The organism is Paraburkholderia gardini, assembly GCF_907164575.1.
GTDB lineage: Bacteria > Pseudomonadota > Gammaproteobacteria > Burkholderiales > Burkholderiaceae > Paraburkholderia > Paraburkholderia gardini.
The window spans coordinates 149,015-165,104 of the sequence record NZ_CAJQYY010000004.1 but is presented as its reverse complement, the minus strand read 5'-3'; the positions used below and the strand labels follow the sequence as shown (position 1 = coordinate 165,104).

14 protein-coding genes are annotated in these 16,090 nt (G+C 64.5%); 8 read left to right on the top strand and 6 right to left on the bottom strand.

The features are described from left to right. Window positions 1-3: 3 nt before the first annotated feature. The 4 genes from LPA34_RS05130 to LPA34_RS05115 all read left to right on the top strand — a co-directional run bounded on the left by LPA34_RS05130 (window position 4) and on the right by LPA34_RS05115 (window position 4,679). The gene (locus tag LPA34_RS05130; protein WP_228975595.1) at window positions 4-666 is read left to right on the top strand and encodes a LutC/YkgG family protein; all 663 of its coding nucleotides are present in this window, start codon (window positions 4-6) and stop codon (window positions 664-666) included. Window positions 667-709: 43 nt separating this feature from the next. Continuing rightward, entirely contained in the window at window positions 710-2,140 is a 1,431-nt protein-coding gene (locus LPA34_RS05125; RefSeq protein WP_228975594.1) for a sodium:proton antiporter, read from the top strand. 68 nt (window positions 2,141-2,208) lie between these two features. Further along, window positions 2,209-3,198: a 2-hydroxyacid dehydrogenase gene (locus tag LPA34_RS05120; protein ID WP_228975593.1), complete on the top strand. Its 990-nt coding sequence runs from the start codon at window positions 2,209-2,211 to the stop codon at window positions 3,196-3,198. Continuing rightward, entirely contained in the window at window positions 3,195-4,679 is a 1,485-nt protein-coding gene (locus tag LPA34_RS05115; protein WP_228975591.1) for a DNA recombination protein RmuC, read from the top strand. Before LPA34_RS05120 ends, LPA34_RS05115 begins: the two co-directional genes overlap by 4 nt. 147 nt (window positions 4,680-4,826) lie before the next feature. On the opposite strand, the gene LPA34_RS05110 is transcribed toward LPA34_RS05115, so the two are convergent. The 6 genes from LPA34_RS05110 to LPA34_RS05085 form a co-directional block, all read right to left on the bottom strand. Further along, window positions 4,827-5,324, bottom strand: coding sequence for a GNAT family N-acetyltransferase (locus LPA34_RS05110; protein ID WP_228975589.1), 498 nt, complete (start codon window positions 5,322-5,324; stop codon window positions 4,827-4,829). Beyond that, on the bottom strand, window positions 5,324-5,599 hold the full coding sequence (locus LPA34_RS05105) for a hypothetical protein (protein ID WP_090529165.1): 276 nt from the start codon (window positions 5,597-5,599) through the stop codon (window positions 5,324-5,326). Before LPA34_RS05105 ends, LPA34_RS05110 begins: the two co-directional genes overlap by 1 nt. 46 nt (window positions 5,600-5,645) lie before the next feature. Next, entirely contained in the window at window positions 5,646-6,944 is a 1,299-nt protein-coding gene (moeA, locus tag LPA34_RS05100; RefSeq protein WP_228975586.1) for a molybdopterin molybdotransferase MoeA, read from the bottom strand. 90 nt (window positions 6,945-7,034) lie between these two features. Continuing rightward, window positions 7,035-7,649, bottom strand: a complete 615-nt coding sequence (gene mobA / locus LPA34_RS05095; RefSeq protein ID WP_228975585.1) for a molybdenum cofactor guanylyltransferase MobA — start codon at window positions 7,647-7,649, stop codon at window positions 7,035-7,037. Between the two features lie 13 nt (window positions 7,650-7,662). Next, a complete protein-coding gene (gene moaA / locus LPA34_RS05090) occupies window positions 7,663-8,760 on the bottom strand; it encodes a GTP 3',8-cyclase MoaA (protein WP_228975582.1) in 1,098 nt (365 codons plus the stop codon). Between the two features lie 192 nt (window positions 8,761-8,952). Then, window positions 8,953-12,147 carry an Rne/Rng family ribonuclease gene (locus LPA34_RS05085; protein ID WP_228975580.1) on the bottom strand — a complete coding sequence of 1,065 codons (3,195 nt, stop codon included), beginning with the start codon at window positions 12,145-12,147 and terminating at the stop codon, window positions 8,953-8,955. A 746-nt stretch (window positions 12,148-12,893) separates the two neighbouring features. Here LPA34_RS05085 and LPA34_RS05080 point away from each other — a divergent pair. Genes LPA34_RS05080 through LPA34_RS05065 form a run of 4 tightly spaced genes read left to right on the top strand, consistent with a single transcriptional unit; the run spans window position 12,894 to window position 15,992 of the window. Further along, complete coding sequence (locus LPA34_RS05080) at window positions 12,894-13,943, top strand: RluA family pseudouridine synthase (protein ID WP_228975579.1); 1,050 nt, start codon at window positions 12,894-12,896, stop codon at window positions 13,941-13,943. Next, window positions 13,924-14,583, top strand: coding sequence for an HAD-IA family hydrolase (locus LPA34_RS05075; protein WP_090529180.1), 660 nt, complete (start codon window positions 13,924-13,926; stop codon window positions 14,581-14,583). Before LPA34_RS05080 ends, LPA34_RS05075 begins: the two co-directional genes overlap by 20 nt. Beyond that, window positions 14,580-14,972: a Rieske (2Fe-2S) protein gene (locus LPA34_RS05070; RefSeq protein ID WP_228975577.1), complete on the top strand. Its 393-nt coding sequence runs from the start codon at window positions 14,580-14,582 to the stop codon at window positions 14,970-14,972. The genes LPA34_RS05075 and LPA34_RS05070 overlap by 4 nt, the downstream gene beginning before the upstream one ends. Window positions 14,973-14,990: 18 nt before the next feature. Then, window positions 14,991-15,992 carry a S49 family peptidase gene (locus LPA34_RS05065; protein WP_228975575.1) on the top strand — a complete coding sequence of 334 codons (1,002 nt, stop codon included), beginning with the start codon at window positions 14,991-14,993 and terminating at the stop codon, window positions 15,990-15,992. Window positions 15,993-16,090: the final 98 nt, after the last annotated feature.

The following is a 16,090-nucleotide window of genomic DNA, read 5'->3' as shown; positions in this document are numbered from 1 at the left end:
CACATGGACACACCGGTTGCCCGTCGCAACATTCTGGCTCGCATACGCGCAGCGCAGGGCCGTCCAGCCGAACCTGCCGCGTCCGAACGCGAAGCCGTCGCGGACTATCTCGCGCGCCATCCCGAAGGTCCGCGGCCGCCCATGCCGGATGACCTCGTCGCGCGTTTTGTCGATGAAGCACGCAAGATGTCGACCACCGTCGAGGAAGTCGCGACGTTGAGCGATGTGCCCGCGGCAGCGCATCGTTATCTGCTGGAGCGCAACCTTCCGGTGCAGGCCGTCGCGTGGGAGACGCTGCGCGAACTCGCGTGGGCTGACGCCGGCATCGCAGTCGAATTTCGCAAGCCCGGGAACCTCGACCCCGTCGGCATCACGGACTGCTTCTGCGCGACGGCCGAAACCGGTACGCTGGTACTGCTGTCGGGACCGCAGACGTATTCATCGGCGGGCCTGCTGCCGGAAACGCATATCGCGATCGTGCCAGCATCGCGCATAGTCGCGGGTCATGAGGATGCGTTCAGCCTGATCCGGGCCGAGCGCGGCGAGTTGCCGCGTGCGGTCAATTTCGTCTCCGGGCCTTCGCGTACCGGCGATATCGAACAGACCATCGTGCTTGGCGCGCACGGCCCTTACCGGGTTCACGCGATCGTCGTCCGTGGCGCGTAAAGCGTTACGCGACCGGTCGCTTATCTCAATTCCGGATCCCCTGATGAAACGACATACCGCGTCGCGCGCGGGCATGGCGCTTGTTGCCTTGCTGGTGGCAACGTGTCCACAACTTGCCGCCGCCGCCACACTCGATGGTGCAACGCTTTCCGCGTCATGGGGCGTGCCTTTTGCGGGCATGCTGCTTTCTATCGCGATATTCCCGCTCGTCGCGCCGACGTTCTGGCATCACCATTTCGGCAAGATCTCGGCGGCATGGGCAGCCGTATTCCTGATTCCGTTCGCCGTCGCTTTCGGCGCGGATGTGGCGTTCGGCACGTTCGTGCATGCGCTGTTCGAGGAATACATCCCGTTCATCGTGCTGCTGACTTCGCTCTATACGGTGGCGGGCGGCATTTGCGTACGTGGGAACCTGCATGGCTCGCCACGTCTTAACACGGGCATTCTCGCGCTCGGCACCGTGCTCGCCAGCATCATGGGCACGACGGGCGCGGCGATGCTGCTGATTCGCCCGCTCCTGCGCGCGAACGACAATCGCAAACACGTGGTTCACGTCGTGGTGTTCTTCATCTTTCTGGTCGCGAATGCAGGCGGCTCGCTGTCGCCGCTCGGCGATCCGCCGCTCTTCCTCGGCTTTCTCAACGGCGTGAACTTTTTCTGGACGACGACGCATCTCGCGTTGCCGATGCTGTTTGTCTGCGTGGCGCTGCTCGCCATCTTTTACGTGCTCGATTCGTACTATTTCCGCCATCGCGAGGAGTCGCGCACACCGTTTCTGGATCCGACGCCCGATTCCGCGCCGTTCGGGCTCGATGGCAAGATCAATTTCGTGCTGCTCGGCGCGGTGATCGGGCTCGTGCTGATGAGCGGCCTGTGGAAGCCGGGTATCGAATTCGACCTGTTCGGCACGCACGTAGCGCTGCAAAACGCGGTTCGCGACGCGGCGCTGATCGTCGTGACGCTCGTATCGCTCGCCATCACGCCGCGCACCGCACGCGAAGGCAACGATTTCAACTGGGCGCCCATCGAGGAAGTGGCGAAGCTGTTCGCCGGTATCTTCGTGACGATCGCGCCGGTTATCGTGATCCTGCGCGCGGGCCAGGACGGCGCGTTCGCGGGCATCGTGCATCTCGTCAACGACGCGTCGGGCCAGCCGCACGATGCGATGTATTTCTGGGCGACCGGCATCCTGTCGTCGTTCCTGGACAACGCGCCAACCTATCTGGTGTTTTTCAACCTGGCCGGCGGAGATGCGCATACGCTCATGACCTCGGGCGCCATGACGCTCGCGGCCATTTCTGCGGGCTCGGTGTTCATGGGCGCGAACAGCTATATCGGCAACGCGCCGAATTTCATGGTCAAGGCGATCGCGGAATCGCGCGGCGTGCGCATGCCGGGCTTTTTCGCGTACCTTGGCTGGGCGCTGGTCGTGTTGATGCCAGTGTTCCTGCTGGGCACCTGGCTGTTTTTCTGACTGTATAGAGGCGTAATGAGGCCAGCGTCGTGTGCGGGCGGCGCGGGCGGCAACTCCGGAGAATGACAATGCAGAAGATTCTTGTGGCACGTCCGATCTTTCCGGACGTGATCGACCGGCTCAAGCAGCATTTCGATGTGGACTGGAACAACGCAGACGTGCTGGGCGCCGACGAACTTGCCCGCCGGCTTGCCGACAAGGACGGCGCGCTGACAGCCGGCGACCCGGTCGGGGCATCGACACTTGCCGCGGCGCCACGGCTGCGTGTGGTGGCGAACATGGCCGTCGGCTACAACAACTTCGATATGGCCGCGTTCAATCGCGCGAACGTGCTCGGCACGAACACGCCCGATGTCCTGAACGAGTCGACGGCCGATTTCGGCTGGGCGCTGATGATGGCGGCCGCGCGCCGTATCGAGGAATCCGGACACTGGTTGCGCGCCGGCCACTGGCAGAAGTGGAGCTACGACAGTTTCCTTGGCGGCGACGTGTACGGCTCGACCCTTGGCGTGATCGGCATGGGGCGCATCGGGCAGGCGCTGGCGCGGCGTGCGCGCGGCTTCAACATGCAGGTGATCTATCACAACCGCTCGCGCGTCGCGGAGCAGATCGAGGCTGAACTGAACGCGCAGTACGTATCGAAGGAAGAACTGTTGCGTCGTGCCGATCACGTCGTGCTAGTGCTGCCCTATACGAAGGACAGTCATCACACGATCGGCGCGGCCGAGCTTGCCTTGATGAAGCCGACGGCGACGCTCACGAATATCGCGCGTGGCGGTATTGTCGATGACGCCGCGCTCGTCGAGGCATTGCGCGCGAAGCGCATCGCGGCGGCAGGCCTCGACGTGTACGAAGGCGAGCCGAAGCTCAATCCCGATCTGCTTACCGTGCCGAACGTGGTGCTCACGCCGCATATCGCGAGCGCGACCGAAGCCACGCGGCGCGCGATGGCGAATCTCGCGGCGGACAATCTCATCGCGGCGCTCGGCGAGGGTCCGCGTGCCGAGCGGCCGCCCAGTCCGATCAATCCTGAAGTGCTGGGGAAAGGGCGTACATGACCACTCTTTTGCTCGCGGCCGTCGTCATTCTGGCGATCGCGCTTGTCGTTGCCTTGCTCGTGTTGATGCGCGGCCGCAACGGTGCCGATACGAACGACTCTCTCGCGGCGCTCGGCGGGCGGATGACCGACGCCGCCGACGCGCAGGCGCGTGCTTACGAACGGCTCGAACGTGAACTGCGCAGCGAGATCACGGAGACGGCGCGCACGTCGCGGCTGGAACTGGCCAGCGGCTTTTCGCAGTTCCAGACGACACTTGCGTCGCAGCTCACGAGTATCGCGACCGTCCAGAACAACCAGATCGACGGCTTTGCGCAGCAGCTCGTGAAGCTCACCGAATCGAACGCGCAACAGCTCGAAGCCGTGCGCCAGAGTTTGCAGCAGCAGTCGTTGCAGGCGCGAGAAGAGCAGGGCGTGACGCTCAAGCGCTTCGGCGACACGCTCACGATGCAGCTGGCCCAGCTGACCGAGGCGAACGACCGGCGTTTCGCCGAGGTCCGGGCGACGATCGAGCAGCGTCTGAAGGACATCGAGGCGAACAACTCGACGAAGCTCGAGGAAATGCGTCGCACGGTCGACGAGAAACTGCACGCGACACTCGAGCAGCGTCTTGGCGAATCGTTCAAGCAGGTCTCCGACCGGCTCGAGCAGGTGCATCGCGGGCTGGGGGAGATGCAGACGCTCGCCGCGGGCGTCGGCGATCTCAAGAAGGTGCTGACGAACGTGAAGACGCGCGGCACGTGGGGCGAAGTGCAGCTGGAGGCGTTGCTCGAACAGTTGCTGACGTCCGACCAGTACGCGAAGAACGTCGCCACGATTCCGAAGAGCGGCGATCGTGTGGAGTTCGCGATCAAGCTGCCGGGGCGGCAAGATTCAGCCGATGGCGTCGCGATTCCGGTGTGGCTGCCGATCGATGCCAAATTCCCGCGCGAAGACTATGAGCGTCTGATCGATGCGCAGGAGCGGGCTGATCCGGTGGCGGTCGAAGACGCGTCGCGCGCGCTCGAAGCGCGTATCCGCGCGGAGGCACGGACCATCGCGGAAAAGTACGTATCGCCGCCGCATACCACTGATTTCGCGTTGCTGTTCCTGCCAACCGAGGGTCTGTATGCGGAGATCCTGCGTCGCCCTGGCCTGACCGACCTGTTACAGCGTGAATACCGCGTGACGATTGCTGGCCCGACCACGCTGACAGCGTTGCTCAACAGTCTGCAGATGGGTTTTCGCACGCTGGCGATCGAAAAGCGTTCGAGCGAGGTCTGGCAGGTTCTGGGCGCGGTGAAAACGGAGTTCGGCAAGTTCGGCGACGTGCTGTCGAAGACAAAGGCGCAACTCGAAACCGTCACGCGTTCGATCGAACAGGCAGAAACGCGTACGCGGGTGATGAACCGCAAGTTGCGCGATGTCGAGGCGTTGCCGGGCGAAGCGGCGAGCGGGCTGCTCGGCGATACGCTCTCAGGCGCGGATGCGGACGAACCGTGATCCGGTCTTCACGCACCGCACGCTGCGGCGGGGTGAAGATGCCCAGCGTGTGCAACGTGGTTGACGCTAGCTGACTGACGACGGCGGGCCCATCGAAGGAAAACTTCGCTAACCCGACACCAATGGCGGCGCGGCAGAGCCAGGCAATCAACCCGCCTTGATACGCCCAGGCGCGGCCAGCTTCTCGAGCGCGTCGCCCGTGATGCGCACGATGCGCCAGTCGGGCATTACGCTCGCGCCCATCTTCTCGTAGAAATCGATGGCTGGCTGGTTCCAGTCCAGCACGGACCATTCGAAGCGTCCGCACTGGCGTTCGACGGCCAGCGCGGCGAGGCGCTGCAGCATCGCCGTGCCGAGACCCGTGCCGCGTTGTGAAGGCTGGATGTAGAGATCCTCGAGATACAGCCCACGGCGACCGAGGAACGTCGAAAAATTGTGGAAGAAGAGCGCGAAGCCCACGACGCATCCGTCTGCTTCGGCAACCAGCGCTTCTGACGAAGGCTTCTCACCGAACAACGCATCGTGCAGGCCCTCTTCGGTCGCGACGAACAGATGCGTGAGCTTTTCAAATTCGGCCAGCTCGTAGATGAGCGCGAAAATCGCGCCGATGTCGGCGGGCGTCGCTGAGCGGATGGTGGCGGCCATCAGGCTTCTTCCGGCGCGTCGGACAGATGAATCTCGATGCCGCCAAAGCGCGACGCAACCCAGTTATACGCGTGGCACGCGATCCACAGCAGGATGAAACCGAGAATCGCGTTCAGCAGCAGCGCGCTGAACACGGTGCTCAGTTCGACGGAGCCATAGCGGAAGAATGCGACGAGCACGCCTAGCAACACGATCGGCACGCTGAACGTCAGATAAACCAGAATCAGCGCCTTGGCGGTTTGTCCCGGCGCGATGAAGGAGATCTGCTTTTTCATTTGAATCAAACCTGCTAGTCGTGATGGTTTCGTTGAGATGGGGTGTTCAGACGAGGCCGTCGAACAGCATGATGTCGACAGTGTCGCCTTCATCGATGTCAGATTGCTCGTGCGCGAGCATGAGGAAACAATTCGCTTCGCTCATCGAACTGAGCACGCCGGAGCCTTGCGAACCGGTTGGCGTGACGTGCCACTGGCCGTGCGGGTCGCGTGTCGCGATGCCGCGCTGGAATTCCGTGCGGCCAGGGCGTTTGCGGATCGCCTGCGTGCTGGTCGCCGAAATAACAGGTTGCGGCGAAACCGTCGCGCCGGACATGACGATGAGCGCTTCGCGCACGATCTGGTAGAAGGTCACCATCACCGCGACGGGATTGCCCGGCAGGCCGAAGAACAGCGCGGGGTGACCGGCGCCGGGCCGGCCGCCGGACCATACGCGGCCAAACGCCAGCGGGCGGCCTGGGCGCATCGCGAGACTCCAGAACGCGACGTCGCCGAACGTGCGTACCAGCTGCTTCGTGAAATCTGCTTCGCCAACCGAGACGCCGCCAGACGTCAGCACGACGTCCGCGCTTTCGGCAGCGTTGCGCAGTGCCGCTTCGAGCGCGGCCGGTTCATCGCGCACGACGCCAAGATCCAGCGCGGCGATGTTCATCCGGCGCAGCATCGCGAACAGCGTGTGACGGTTACTGTCGTACACGCAGCCGGGGTCGAGCGGCTCGCCGAGCGAGCGCAACTCGTCGCCGGTGGAAAAGAACGCGACGCGCAGTCGCCGGCGCACCGGCACTTCGCCGATACCCAGCGAGGCAAGCAGACCGAGATCGGATGCACGCACGATGCGGCCCGCGCGCAATGCGGGCTGGCCCTGTGCCAGATCCTCTCCGGCGAGGCGGCGATTCGCGCCACGCATCAATGCGGTCGCGGCGAAATGAACCGTGTCCGCTTCGCGGGTCACGGCTTCCTGCGGCACGACCGTGTCGCAGCCGGGCGGGATCAGCGCGCCGGTCATGACGCGCACGCATTCTCCAGCCGTGATTGCCCGCCCGAACGCGTGACCCGCGAGCGCCTTCCCCGCGACTCGAAGCGAAACCTGGGCGGCGACCTGTGCTTCGAGCGATGCGCCGTCGAACGCGTAGCCGTCCATCGCCGAATTGTCGTGCGCGGGCACGTTGATCGGCGAAACGATATCTTCGGCCAGCACGCGGTCGAGCGCGTCATGCAACGGCACGCGCTCGACTGCCGTCACCGGGCTCGCCCATTCGCGCACGATCGCCTGGGCCGAGGACACAGGCAGCGCGTGAGGGTCGTACTGGACGATACAACGGGAAAAGTCGTTAAACGTGGTCATTGGGTGAGATGCGTCGCGGCCCGGATGCGGATCCGGCGATCGTCTCGTGACGCGTGCGACCGGAGGCGGCTATAGCCGCTGCACAAGGTCTTATGCCCGTTCGAGATCGGCGAGTTCCTGCAAGGAGTTGGCATTGTAAAACGCGCGCCCGTCGGTAAAGCCGACTTCGACGGTCGTGTGGCGCGCGTACCACGCGCGTACCTTGCGCTCGCCGGCGGCGAGGAAAGTCGCCAGATCGTCGGCCAGCGACGTGCGTAGCAGTGCGATAACAGGATGCAGGACGGTTTCGCCGCTCGCGTCCCGGGTCGTGACGGTAGCGATATCGGCCGCGTTCGCTTCGAGCGCGTCGACCAGTTGCTGCGCGAGGCCGGCGGGAAGATTCGGCGTGTCGCACGGCGCGCTCAGCACGAAACCGGTTTGCGCCGCGCGCAGCCCGGCCAGCAGCCCGGCGAGCGGGCCTGGAAAACCGGGCAGGGAATCGCCGACGACCGTCGCGCCGAACGCCGCGCCCAGTTCGGCGTACTGCTCGATGTGACGGTTGGCGCTGATCAGAACCGGTCCGGTCTGGGGCGCGAGACGCCTGAGCACATGCAGCGCCAGCGGCTCGCCGTGCAGGGGTTGCAGGCCTTTGTCGAGGCCGCCCATGCGCGTGCCGCGTCCGCCTGCGAGAACGAGGCCGGTGATCTGTCCGGTGGGGATCGACATGAACGCGACGGCCTTAGCCGCCGATGTACGACATTTCAACGCGCCGCTCTTCCGACGCGCTCGCGCTGCCGCGCAACTGCGAGTAGCGATCGGCGCGCGTGTGCCAGATGCGGGCGACGGCGGTGGCAATCTCGGCATCGCTTGCGCCATTGCGCACGAGCGCGCGCAGATCGTGGCCGGACGAGGCAAAGAGACACAGATACAGCTTGCCTTCGGTCGACAGCCGCGCGCGGGTGCAACTGCCGCAGAACGCACGCGTGACGCTGGAAATCACGCCGACTTCGCCACCGCCGTCGGCGTAACCCCAGCGCTGCGCGGTTTCGGCGGCACTGTGCGCTTCGAGCGGCACGAGCGGGAAATGCGCGGCGATGCGCTCGATGACGTCCGCCGAAGGCAGGACTTCAGTCATGTTCCAGCCGTTCGACGTGCCGACATCCATGTATTCGATAAAGCGCAGCACCGCACTCGTGCCCTTGAAGTGCCGCGCCATCGGGATGATCTCGGTGTCGTTCGTGCCGCGTTTCACGACCATGTTCACCTTGATCGGTGCGAGTCCGGCATCGTGTGCGGCTGCGATGCCCTTCAGGACGTCGTCGACCGCGAAATCGGCGTCGTTCATGCGGCGGAACAGCGCGTCGTCGAGCGCGTCGAGACTGACGGTAACGCGCGTCAGGCCAGCATCTTTCAGGCTGCGCGCCTTGCGGGCGAGGAGCGATCCGTTGGTGGTGAGCGTGAGATCGAGCGGCTGGCCGCCGGCGGTTTTCAGCGCGGCGAGGCGTTCGATCAGGAATTCGAGGTTCTTGCGCAGCAGCGGCTCGCCGCCCGTCAGACGGATTTTCTCGACGCCATGTTCGACGAACACGCGCGCGAGGCGCTCGATTTCCTCGAACGTGAGCAGGGCGCCGTGGGGCAGGAACGGGTAGTCCTTGTCGAACACCGCGCGCGGCATGCAATAGACGCAGCGGAAGTTACAGCGATCGGTCACCGAGATGCGCAGGTCGCGCAGCGGGCGCGCGAGCGTGTCCGTCAGCTCGCCACGGGGCGCGTGCGCGGGACCGGAGTAATCCGGAATCGCGCTGACATCGGCAACAGGAATGATGCGTCGGGACATGATCGCTTTTGTATCGTCTGGATGTCCATTCTAGCGGAAAGACAGGGGCCCGCCGTTGACCCCCGTCCAACCTGGGGACATACCTGGTATGGGCGCCGCGTCACCGGCTCGCGCCCGGAACAGCGTGCTACCCCCAGAAACAAAAAACCCGCCGGTGAGGGCGGGTCTTTTGCCTGTAACAGCCAGACTGGCTTATTGCGAGTGCTTTGCCGTTTCGACCTGCTGCATCGGCGCGCTGTCAGCCGGCGGAAGCGGCTTGCGCTCGCGCACGACGCGTGCTGGTTTGACGGTTTGAGCAGCGGCTTCCTGAGCGGCGCGCAGCTTGTCCGTGTCGGTGTTCACCCACACGAGGCCGGCCTGTTCAAGCACCGGCTGGAGGGCTTCAGGCGACAGGCCGTTCGGGCGCGATGCCTCGCGTGCCGGGGTCGCTGCTACCGGTGCCGCCGGCGCTGGCACCGCGGCAACGGGCGCTTCGACAGCGGCAGGTTGTGGTTCAGCGTGAACCTCAGCCTGCACCGCCGGTGCGACGGTGGCTTCGACAGCCGCTTCGTAGACCGGCGCGAGCGCCGGCTCGGCGTGCGCTTCGACGGCAGGCGCCGCCGTGTGAGCAACCGGTTCGACCTGCGTGAGCGTCTCGCTGACAGCGGGTGCGGCAGACGCAACCGGTACAACGGGCTCAGCGGGCGTCGCCGCGACTGCCGGTGCCGGTTCCGCGGCCACCGGTTCGAAGGACGGCGCAGCCGGCGCTTCGACTGCGGACCCAGCCTGCGCAACCGGTGCTTCGTCAGCCGGGACAACCGCTTCGGACTTCGCTGCCTTTTCGACGGCGAGAGCCGGCGTTTCGGCCGCAGCGTGCAGTTCGCTGACCACGGCGGTTTGCGTTGCAACGGCGGCAACCACGACTTCCACCGGCGTCACATCCTTCGCTTCGCTACGTTCCACGCGCGGCTCCGGCGCACGCACCGGTGCATCGGCTGCGACGTTCACGGTATCGCCTTCTGCTTCAGCAACGTCGGCGGCCAGGTTGACGTTCGAACCGTCTTCCTCGCGCTCGCGACGACCGCCGCGACGGCCGCGACGGCGACGACGACGTTCTTCACCTTCACGTGCAATCGCTTCCTGATCGGCCGGCGCAGCGCCTTCAGTCATGTCTGCCTGAACCGGCAGCGCGGTTTCGAGCGTTGCTTCCTGATTCAGCGCTTCGCCTTCCTGCGGCTGACGGTTGCGGCGCTCGCCACGTTCTCCGCGTTCACGGCGCTCGCCGCGTTCCTGACGCTCGCCGCGCGGTGTGCCTTCGTTGGCTTCCACGCGTTCGCCACGTTCCTGACCACGCTCGCCACGTGCATCGCGACCTTCACGTGCTTCGCGCGGTTCGCGGGCGTTGCGCGGCTCGCGTTGCTCACGCGGTTCACGTGCCTCACGGCCTTCGCGTGCCTCACGCGGCTCGCGACCTTCGCGTTCCTGACGTTGCGACGGTTGACCTTGACGGCCGGCGCTCGCGCCTTCGGTGCGGCCAGCCGCATCGCGGCCACCTGCGCCGCCACGGCGGTTACGATTGCGATCGCCACCGCGTTCGCCGGTTCGCTCACCGCGTTCGCCGCGTGCCGGACGCGCCGGCTTTTCAGCCGGGGCAGGAGCCGGAGCAGGCGCTGCGGGCGCCACGCCAAACAGATTCTTCAGCCAGCCGATGAATCCACCGCCAGCCGGTGTTACCGCGACAGACGCGGGCGTCGCCGCAGCCGGCTTCACCGGAGCACTCGGCGCCGGCTTCTCGGGCGTGATGCCCTTGACCGCTGCTTCCTGCTTCGGCTTCACTTCTTCGGTGCGCTTGCTGTAGCCGGTTTCCGATTCCAGTTCGCGAGCCGCTTCTTCGGCCATTTTCCACGAAGCACGCGGTTCGTCGAGGCGCGCATCGTCGTGACGCAGGCGCTCGAGCTTGTAATGCGGCGTGTCGAGGTGCTTGTTCGGGATCAGCACGACGTTGACCTTGAAGCGCGATTCGATCTTGTTGATTTCCGCGCGTTTCTCGTTCAGCAGGAAGGCGGTCACTTCGACCGGCACCTGGCAATGGATCGCCGCGGTGTTTTCCTTCATCGCTTCTTCCTGAATGATCCGCAGCACCTGCAGCGCGGACGATTCGGTATCGCGGATGTGACCCGTGCCGTTACAGCGCGGGCACGTCACGTGGCTGCCTTCCGACAGGGCCGGACGCAGGCGTTGACGCGACAGTTCCATCAGGCCGAAGCGCGAGATCTTGCCCATCTGGACACGCGCACGGTCGTGCTTCAACGCATCTTTCAGGCGTTGCTCGACTTCGCGCTGGCTCCTGGCCGATTCCATGTCGATGAAATCGATCACGATCAGGCCGCCCAGGTCGCGCAGACGCAACTGGCGGGCGACTTCGTCGGCGGCTTCGAGGTTCGTGCGCGCGGCCGTTTCCTCGATGTCGGCGCCCTTGGTGGCGCGTGCCGAGTTCACGTCGATCGCGACGAGCGCTTCGGTGTGGTCGATCACGATCGCGCCGCCCGACGGCAGCGGCACCGTGCGCGAGTACGCCGTTTCGATCTGGTGTTCGATCTGGAAACGCGAGAAGAGCGGCACGTCGTCGTGATACCGCTTCACCTTGCTGACGTTGTCCGGCATCACGATGTCCATGAAGGCGCGTGCCTGGTCATGGATTTCCGTGGTGTCGATCAGGATTTCGCCGATATCCGGCTGGAAATAGTCGCGAATCGCGCGGATCACGAGGCTCGATTCGAGATAAATCAGCATCGGCTGACCTGACGAGCCGCTTTGCGACGCGGCTTCGATCGCGCGCCACAGCTGCATCAGGTAGTTCAGGTCCCATTGCAGCTCTTCGGCCGAGCGGCCGATACCGGCCGTGCGCGCGATGATGCTCATGCCTTCCGGCAGTTGCAGCTGCGCCATGGTTTCGCGCAGTTCCTGACGGTCGTCGCCTTCGATCCGGCGCGACACGCCGCCGCCGCGCGGATTGTTCGGCATCAGCACGAGGTAACGGCCGGCGAGCGAAATGAACGTGGTGAGGGCCGCGCCCTTGTTGCCGCGCTCTTCCTTTTCGACCTGAATGATCAGTTCCTGGCCTTCGCGCAGCGCATCCTGGATACGTGCCGAGCGCATGTCGACGCCGTCACGGAAATACTGACGGGCGACTTCCTTGAACGGGAGAAAACCGTGCCGGTCTTCGCCGTAATTGACGAAACAGGCTTCGAGCGACGGCTCGATACGGGTGATGACACCTTTGTAGATATTGCCTTTGCGTTGTTCGCGGCCGGCGGTCTCGATGTCGATATCGATGAGTTTTTGCCCATCGACGATGGCGACGCGCAGTTCTTCCTGCTGCGTCGCATTAAACAGCATGCGTTTCATTGAACGGCTCCAGAGCGGCTCTGCCTGCCCGCGTGCCGGTTGTCAGCCGGAACGTCGAGGGCAGCGGCATGCCGCGCCTTATTGTGTTTTCACAAGCACGCTGGAGCGGGAACGATGGTGGGAGAATTGCCAGATACGGGGCCGGTCCGGCATACGGACACGGTGCCGCTGGGCACACGCGAATACGGCTTCAAATAACGGCACGACACGCCGGGGGTTCTGGCAGTCCGACCTGCATCGCCTTCATGTGTCCTTCCGGCGCGCCAGCTGTGCGCAGGACCATCCGGACGAAGGCTGCGGCCATGCCGCAGCGGGAAGCTTGCTCAAAACGCCCGACTTCCCACTCGGGGTGTCTCGCCTCATTTTGACGTCGCCATGCCCCGCATTCTCTGCAGGACGCGCTCGGGCGCACGCCGTATATTCGCAACCAGGAGCATCACGCGGGGCCATCAGACCGCCCGCGACCTACGCTCACCGGATAAATTCTTTTTTGCCAACATTCCGTTACCGTCGGAGCCGACCGTGACCGAACGCGCCTGTGGGCGCCGTCCCTGCCGGGTGCTGGTTCCGTGCGTGCAACTCGCTGCATCTCATTTTCAGGGTGAGCAGCCAGACCCTGGCGCAAGTAAAATAGCGGTTTATCGCTTGCACCTGCGCAATCCGCCCGCATTCCAGTGTAATACACCGGTTGAATGCACCGGTCCAATGTGCCGGTCTTGCAGACTGCTGGGCAAATTATATTCATAATGAAAGAGTTAGGCAAAATATCCCAGAAATCGCTCAATAGCGCGGTCGCAGGCGACCAGGTCTCGATGATCGAGATCGACGACGGCGCGGCCGGTCAGCGCATCGACAACTTCCTGTTGCGTGTCTGTAAGGGCGTGCCCAAAAGCCATGTCTACCGTATCCTGCGCAGCGGCGAAGTACGCGTGAACAAGGGGCGGGTCGATGCGCAGTATCGTCTGCAACTGGGCGATCTGGTCCGTGTGCCACCCATCCGGATCGCGCAGGGCACCGAATCTGCCGCGCACGCGCCGGTGCCGTCGGCGGATTTCAAGATCCTCTTCGAAGACGATCACATGCTCGTGATCGACAAGCCCGCCGGCGTCGCCGTGCATGGCGGAAGCGGTGTTGCGTTCGGCGTGATCGAGCAGATGCGGCACGCGCGTCCACAGGCAAAATTCCTGGAACTGGTGCATCGTCTCGATCGCGAGACATCGGGCGTGTTGATGCTGGCCAAAAAAAGGGCGGCATTGGTCGGTCTGCACGAACAGATCCGCGAGAACCAGATGGACAAGCGGTACTATGCGTGCGTCCACGGCGAGTGGGCGAGCGACTGGGGGCGCCGGCATACAGTGAAAGAGCCGCTGCACAAGTATCTGACCCCCGAAGGCGAGCGGCGCGTGCGGGTGCAGCCGGACGGCCTGCCGTCGCATACGGTGTTCAACCTGATCGATCGCTGGCCGTCGTACGCGCTTGTCGAAGCGGAGTTGAAGACGGGTCGCACGCACCAGATTCGCGTTCACCTGCAGCATCTGGAGCTGCCGATCGTCGGCGACGCCAAATACGGCGACTTCGCATTGAACAAGGCGCTGGCGCGCGCGAACGCGAATCCGGGGTTAAAGCGCATGTTCCTGCACGCGTACCGGCTCAAGCTCAGACATCCGGCCACCGGCGACGTCCTGCAGTTCGACGCGCCGCTGCCGGCCGAATGCCGGCGCTTCGTCGCCCAGCTCACCGCATTACGTGATCAACCCCAAAACGAGACGAACCCGCATGGCCCGAGAGCAATTTGACCTGATCGTATTCGACTGGGACGGCACGTTGATGGATTCGACCGTGCACATCGCGCGCAGCATCCAGGCGGCGTGTCGCGACCTCGGTCTGCCCGTGCCCGCTGACGAGGCCGCGAGCTATGTGATCGGTCTTGGCCTGCGCGATGCGCTTCAGATCGCCGCGCCGACGCTCGATCCGGCTGACTACCCGCGTCTTGCCGAGCGCTACCGCTTTCACTATCTGGTCAAGGATCAGACCACCGAGCTTTTCGCGGGGGTGCGCGAGATGCTTCAGGAATTGCGGGACACGGGTTATCTGCTGGCCGTCGCGACGGGCAAGAGCCGCGTAGGACTGAACCGCGCACTCGACCAGAGCAGCCTGACGAGCCTCTTCGACGGCACGCGCTGCGCCGACGAAACGTTCTCCAAGCCGCATCCGGCAATGCTGCATGAACTCACACGCGAACTGGGGCAGGATCCCGTGCGCACGGTGATGATCGGCGATACGACGCACGATCTGCAGATGGCGATCAATGCCGGCGTGGCGGGCGTCGGCGTGGGCTACGGCGCGCATCCGGCCACTTCGCTGACGGCGCTGACGCCGAAATTCGTCGCGGACAGCGTGGGGTCGCTGTCATCCTGGTTGCGCGAGAACGCATGAGCGGCGCGACTCACGAGCCGGTCTGGATCTGCGCTTCCAGTGAGCTGGTGGACGGCGGCGCCGGCGTGCGCCACGCCGCGACGTATGGCGGTGGGGAGGTGGTTGTATTCTTCGTGCGTTACGATGGCCGCGCCTATGGGTACCTGAACCGCTGCGCGCATGTGGCGATGGAGCTCGACTGGTCCGAGGGCCAGTTCTTCGAATCGTCGGGTTTATACTTGATGTGCGCTACGCACGGTGCGATTTATGCGCCGGACACCGGTCGGTGTGTCGGCGGTCCGTGCCGTGGCGGCAGGCTGCGTCCCGTCGAGGTCGACGAACGCGACACGCCTGAAGGCCGCGCCGTGTTCTGGCTTCCGGACGACGAATTGCGTCCGGTCACCCCTTGATCCTTCATTCTGCGACGCATGGCCGATAATCAAAATCCTGATCCCATTGAACCCGCCGGTTCGGACCGCCGCCTGCCTGAACCGGAGCCGGGCTGGGAGCGCGCGGCGCTCGAGCGCATCGCGCTTGCCGCGATCACCGAACAGCGCGCGGCCCGGCGCTGGAAGATCTTTTTCCGCTTCGTGTTTCTGGGTGTTCTCGCGCTGCTGGTCTGGGGCGTGTTCGACTTTAGCGGCGAACGCGTATCGACGACCGGGCGCCACACGGCGCTCGTCACGCTGGACGGCGAGATTTCGTCCGACACCAACGCAAACGCGGACGATATCGATACCGCGCTCGAGAGCGCGTTCGACGACGACGGCACGGCCGGCGTGATCCTGCGCATCAACAGTCCGGGCGGCAGTCCGGTGCAGGCGGGCATCATCAATCGCGAGATCCGGCGTTTGCGGGGCAAATATCCGTCGATTCCGCTTTATGTCGTGGTCGACGACATGTGCGCGTCGGGTGGTTATTACGTCGCGGCTGCCGCCGATAAAATCTATGTCGACAAGGCCAGCATCGTCGGTTCGATCGGCGTGCTGATGGACGGGTTCGGCTTCACGGGCCTGATGGACAAGCTCGGCGTGCAGCGCCGGCTGCATACGTCGGGTGAGAACAAGGGCTTTTTCGATCCGTTCTCGCCGGAAACGCCGAAGATGGACGCCCACGCGCAGGAGATGCTCGACCAGATCCACGCGCAGTTCATCGATGCCGTGCGTCAGGGCCGCGGCAAGCGGCTGCATGAGACGCCGGATATCTTCTCGGGTCTCTTCTGGACCGGCCAGCAGAGCATCGAACTGGGCCTCGCGGACGCGCTCGGCGACACCGATTACGTCGCGCGCGAGATCATCAAGGCGCCGGACATCGTCGATTACACGGTGAAGGAAAGCATCACCGACCGCGTTGCGAGAAAATTCGGCGCGGCAGTGGGCGCGGCCGGCGTGCACGCGATGATTGCTGGCGGGAAGTTCAGCCTGCATTGACCATGAGTGGCTGAGTGGCCGTTGACCGGTTTGACGCACTCCGCAGGCTTGTTCATACAGCGCGGCAGGGGAACCCGGCGGGTACCACGCCGGCACCG

Bases quoted from the DNA above. Each gene is read 5' to 3' on its own strand.
- LPA34_RS05120 (WP_228975593.1), top strand. From the start codon at position 2,209: ATGCAGAAGATTCTTGTGGCACGTCCGATCTTTCCGGACGTGATCGAC.
- LPA34_RS05125 (WP_228975594.1), top strand. From the start codon at position 710: ATGAAACGACATACCGCGTCGCGCGCGGGCATGGCGCTTGTTGCCTTG.
- LPA34_RS05115 (WP_228975591.1), top strand. From the start codon at position 3,195: ATGACCACTCTTTTGCTCGCGGCCGTCGTCATTCTGGCGATCGCGCTT.
- LPA34_RS05075 (WP_090529180.1), top strand. From the start codon at position 13,924: ATGGCCCGAGAGCAATTTGACCTGATCGTATTCGACTGGGACGGCACG.
- LPA34_RS05065 (WP_228975575.1), top strand. From the start codon at position 14,991: ATGGCCGATAATCAAAATCCTGATCCCATTGAACCCGCCGGTTCGGAC.
- mobA (WP_228975585.1), bottom strand. From the start codon at position 7,649: ATGTCGATCCCCACCGGACAGATCACCGGCCTCGTTCTCGCAGGCGGA.
- LPA34_RS05080 (WP_228975579.1), top strand. From the start codon at position 12,894: ATGAAAGAGTTAGGCAAAATATCCCAGAAATCGCTCAATAGCGCGGTC.
- LPA34_RS05105 (WP_090529165.1), bottom strand. From the start codon at position 5,599: ATGAAAAAGCAGATCTCCTTCATCGCGCCGGGACAAACCGCCAAGGCG.
- moeA (WP_228975586.1), bottom strand. From the start codon at position 6,944: ATGACCACGTTTAACGACTTTTCCCGTTGTATCGTCCAGTACGACCCT.
- LPA34_RS05110 (WP_228975589.1), bottom strand. From the start codon at position 5,324: ATGGCCGCCACCATCCGCTCAGCGACGCCCGCCGACATCGGCGCGATT.
- LPA34_RS05085 (WP_228975580.1), bottom strand. From the start codon at position 12,147: ATGAAACGCATGCTGTTTAATGCGACGCAGCAGGAAGAACTGCGCGTC.
- moaA (WP_228975582.1), bottom strand. From the start codon at position 8,760: ATGTCCCGACGCATCATTCCTGTTGCCGATGTCAGCGCGATTCCGGAT.
- LPA34_RS05070 (WP_228975577.1), top strand. From the start codon at position 14,580: ATGAGCGGCGCGACTCACGAGCCGGTCTGGATCTGCGCTTCCAGTGAG.
- LPA34_RS05130 (WP_228975595.1), top strand. From the start codon at position 4: ATGGACACACCGGTTGCCCGTCGCAACATTCTGGCTCGCATACGCGCA.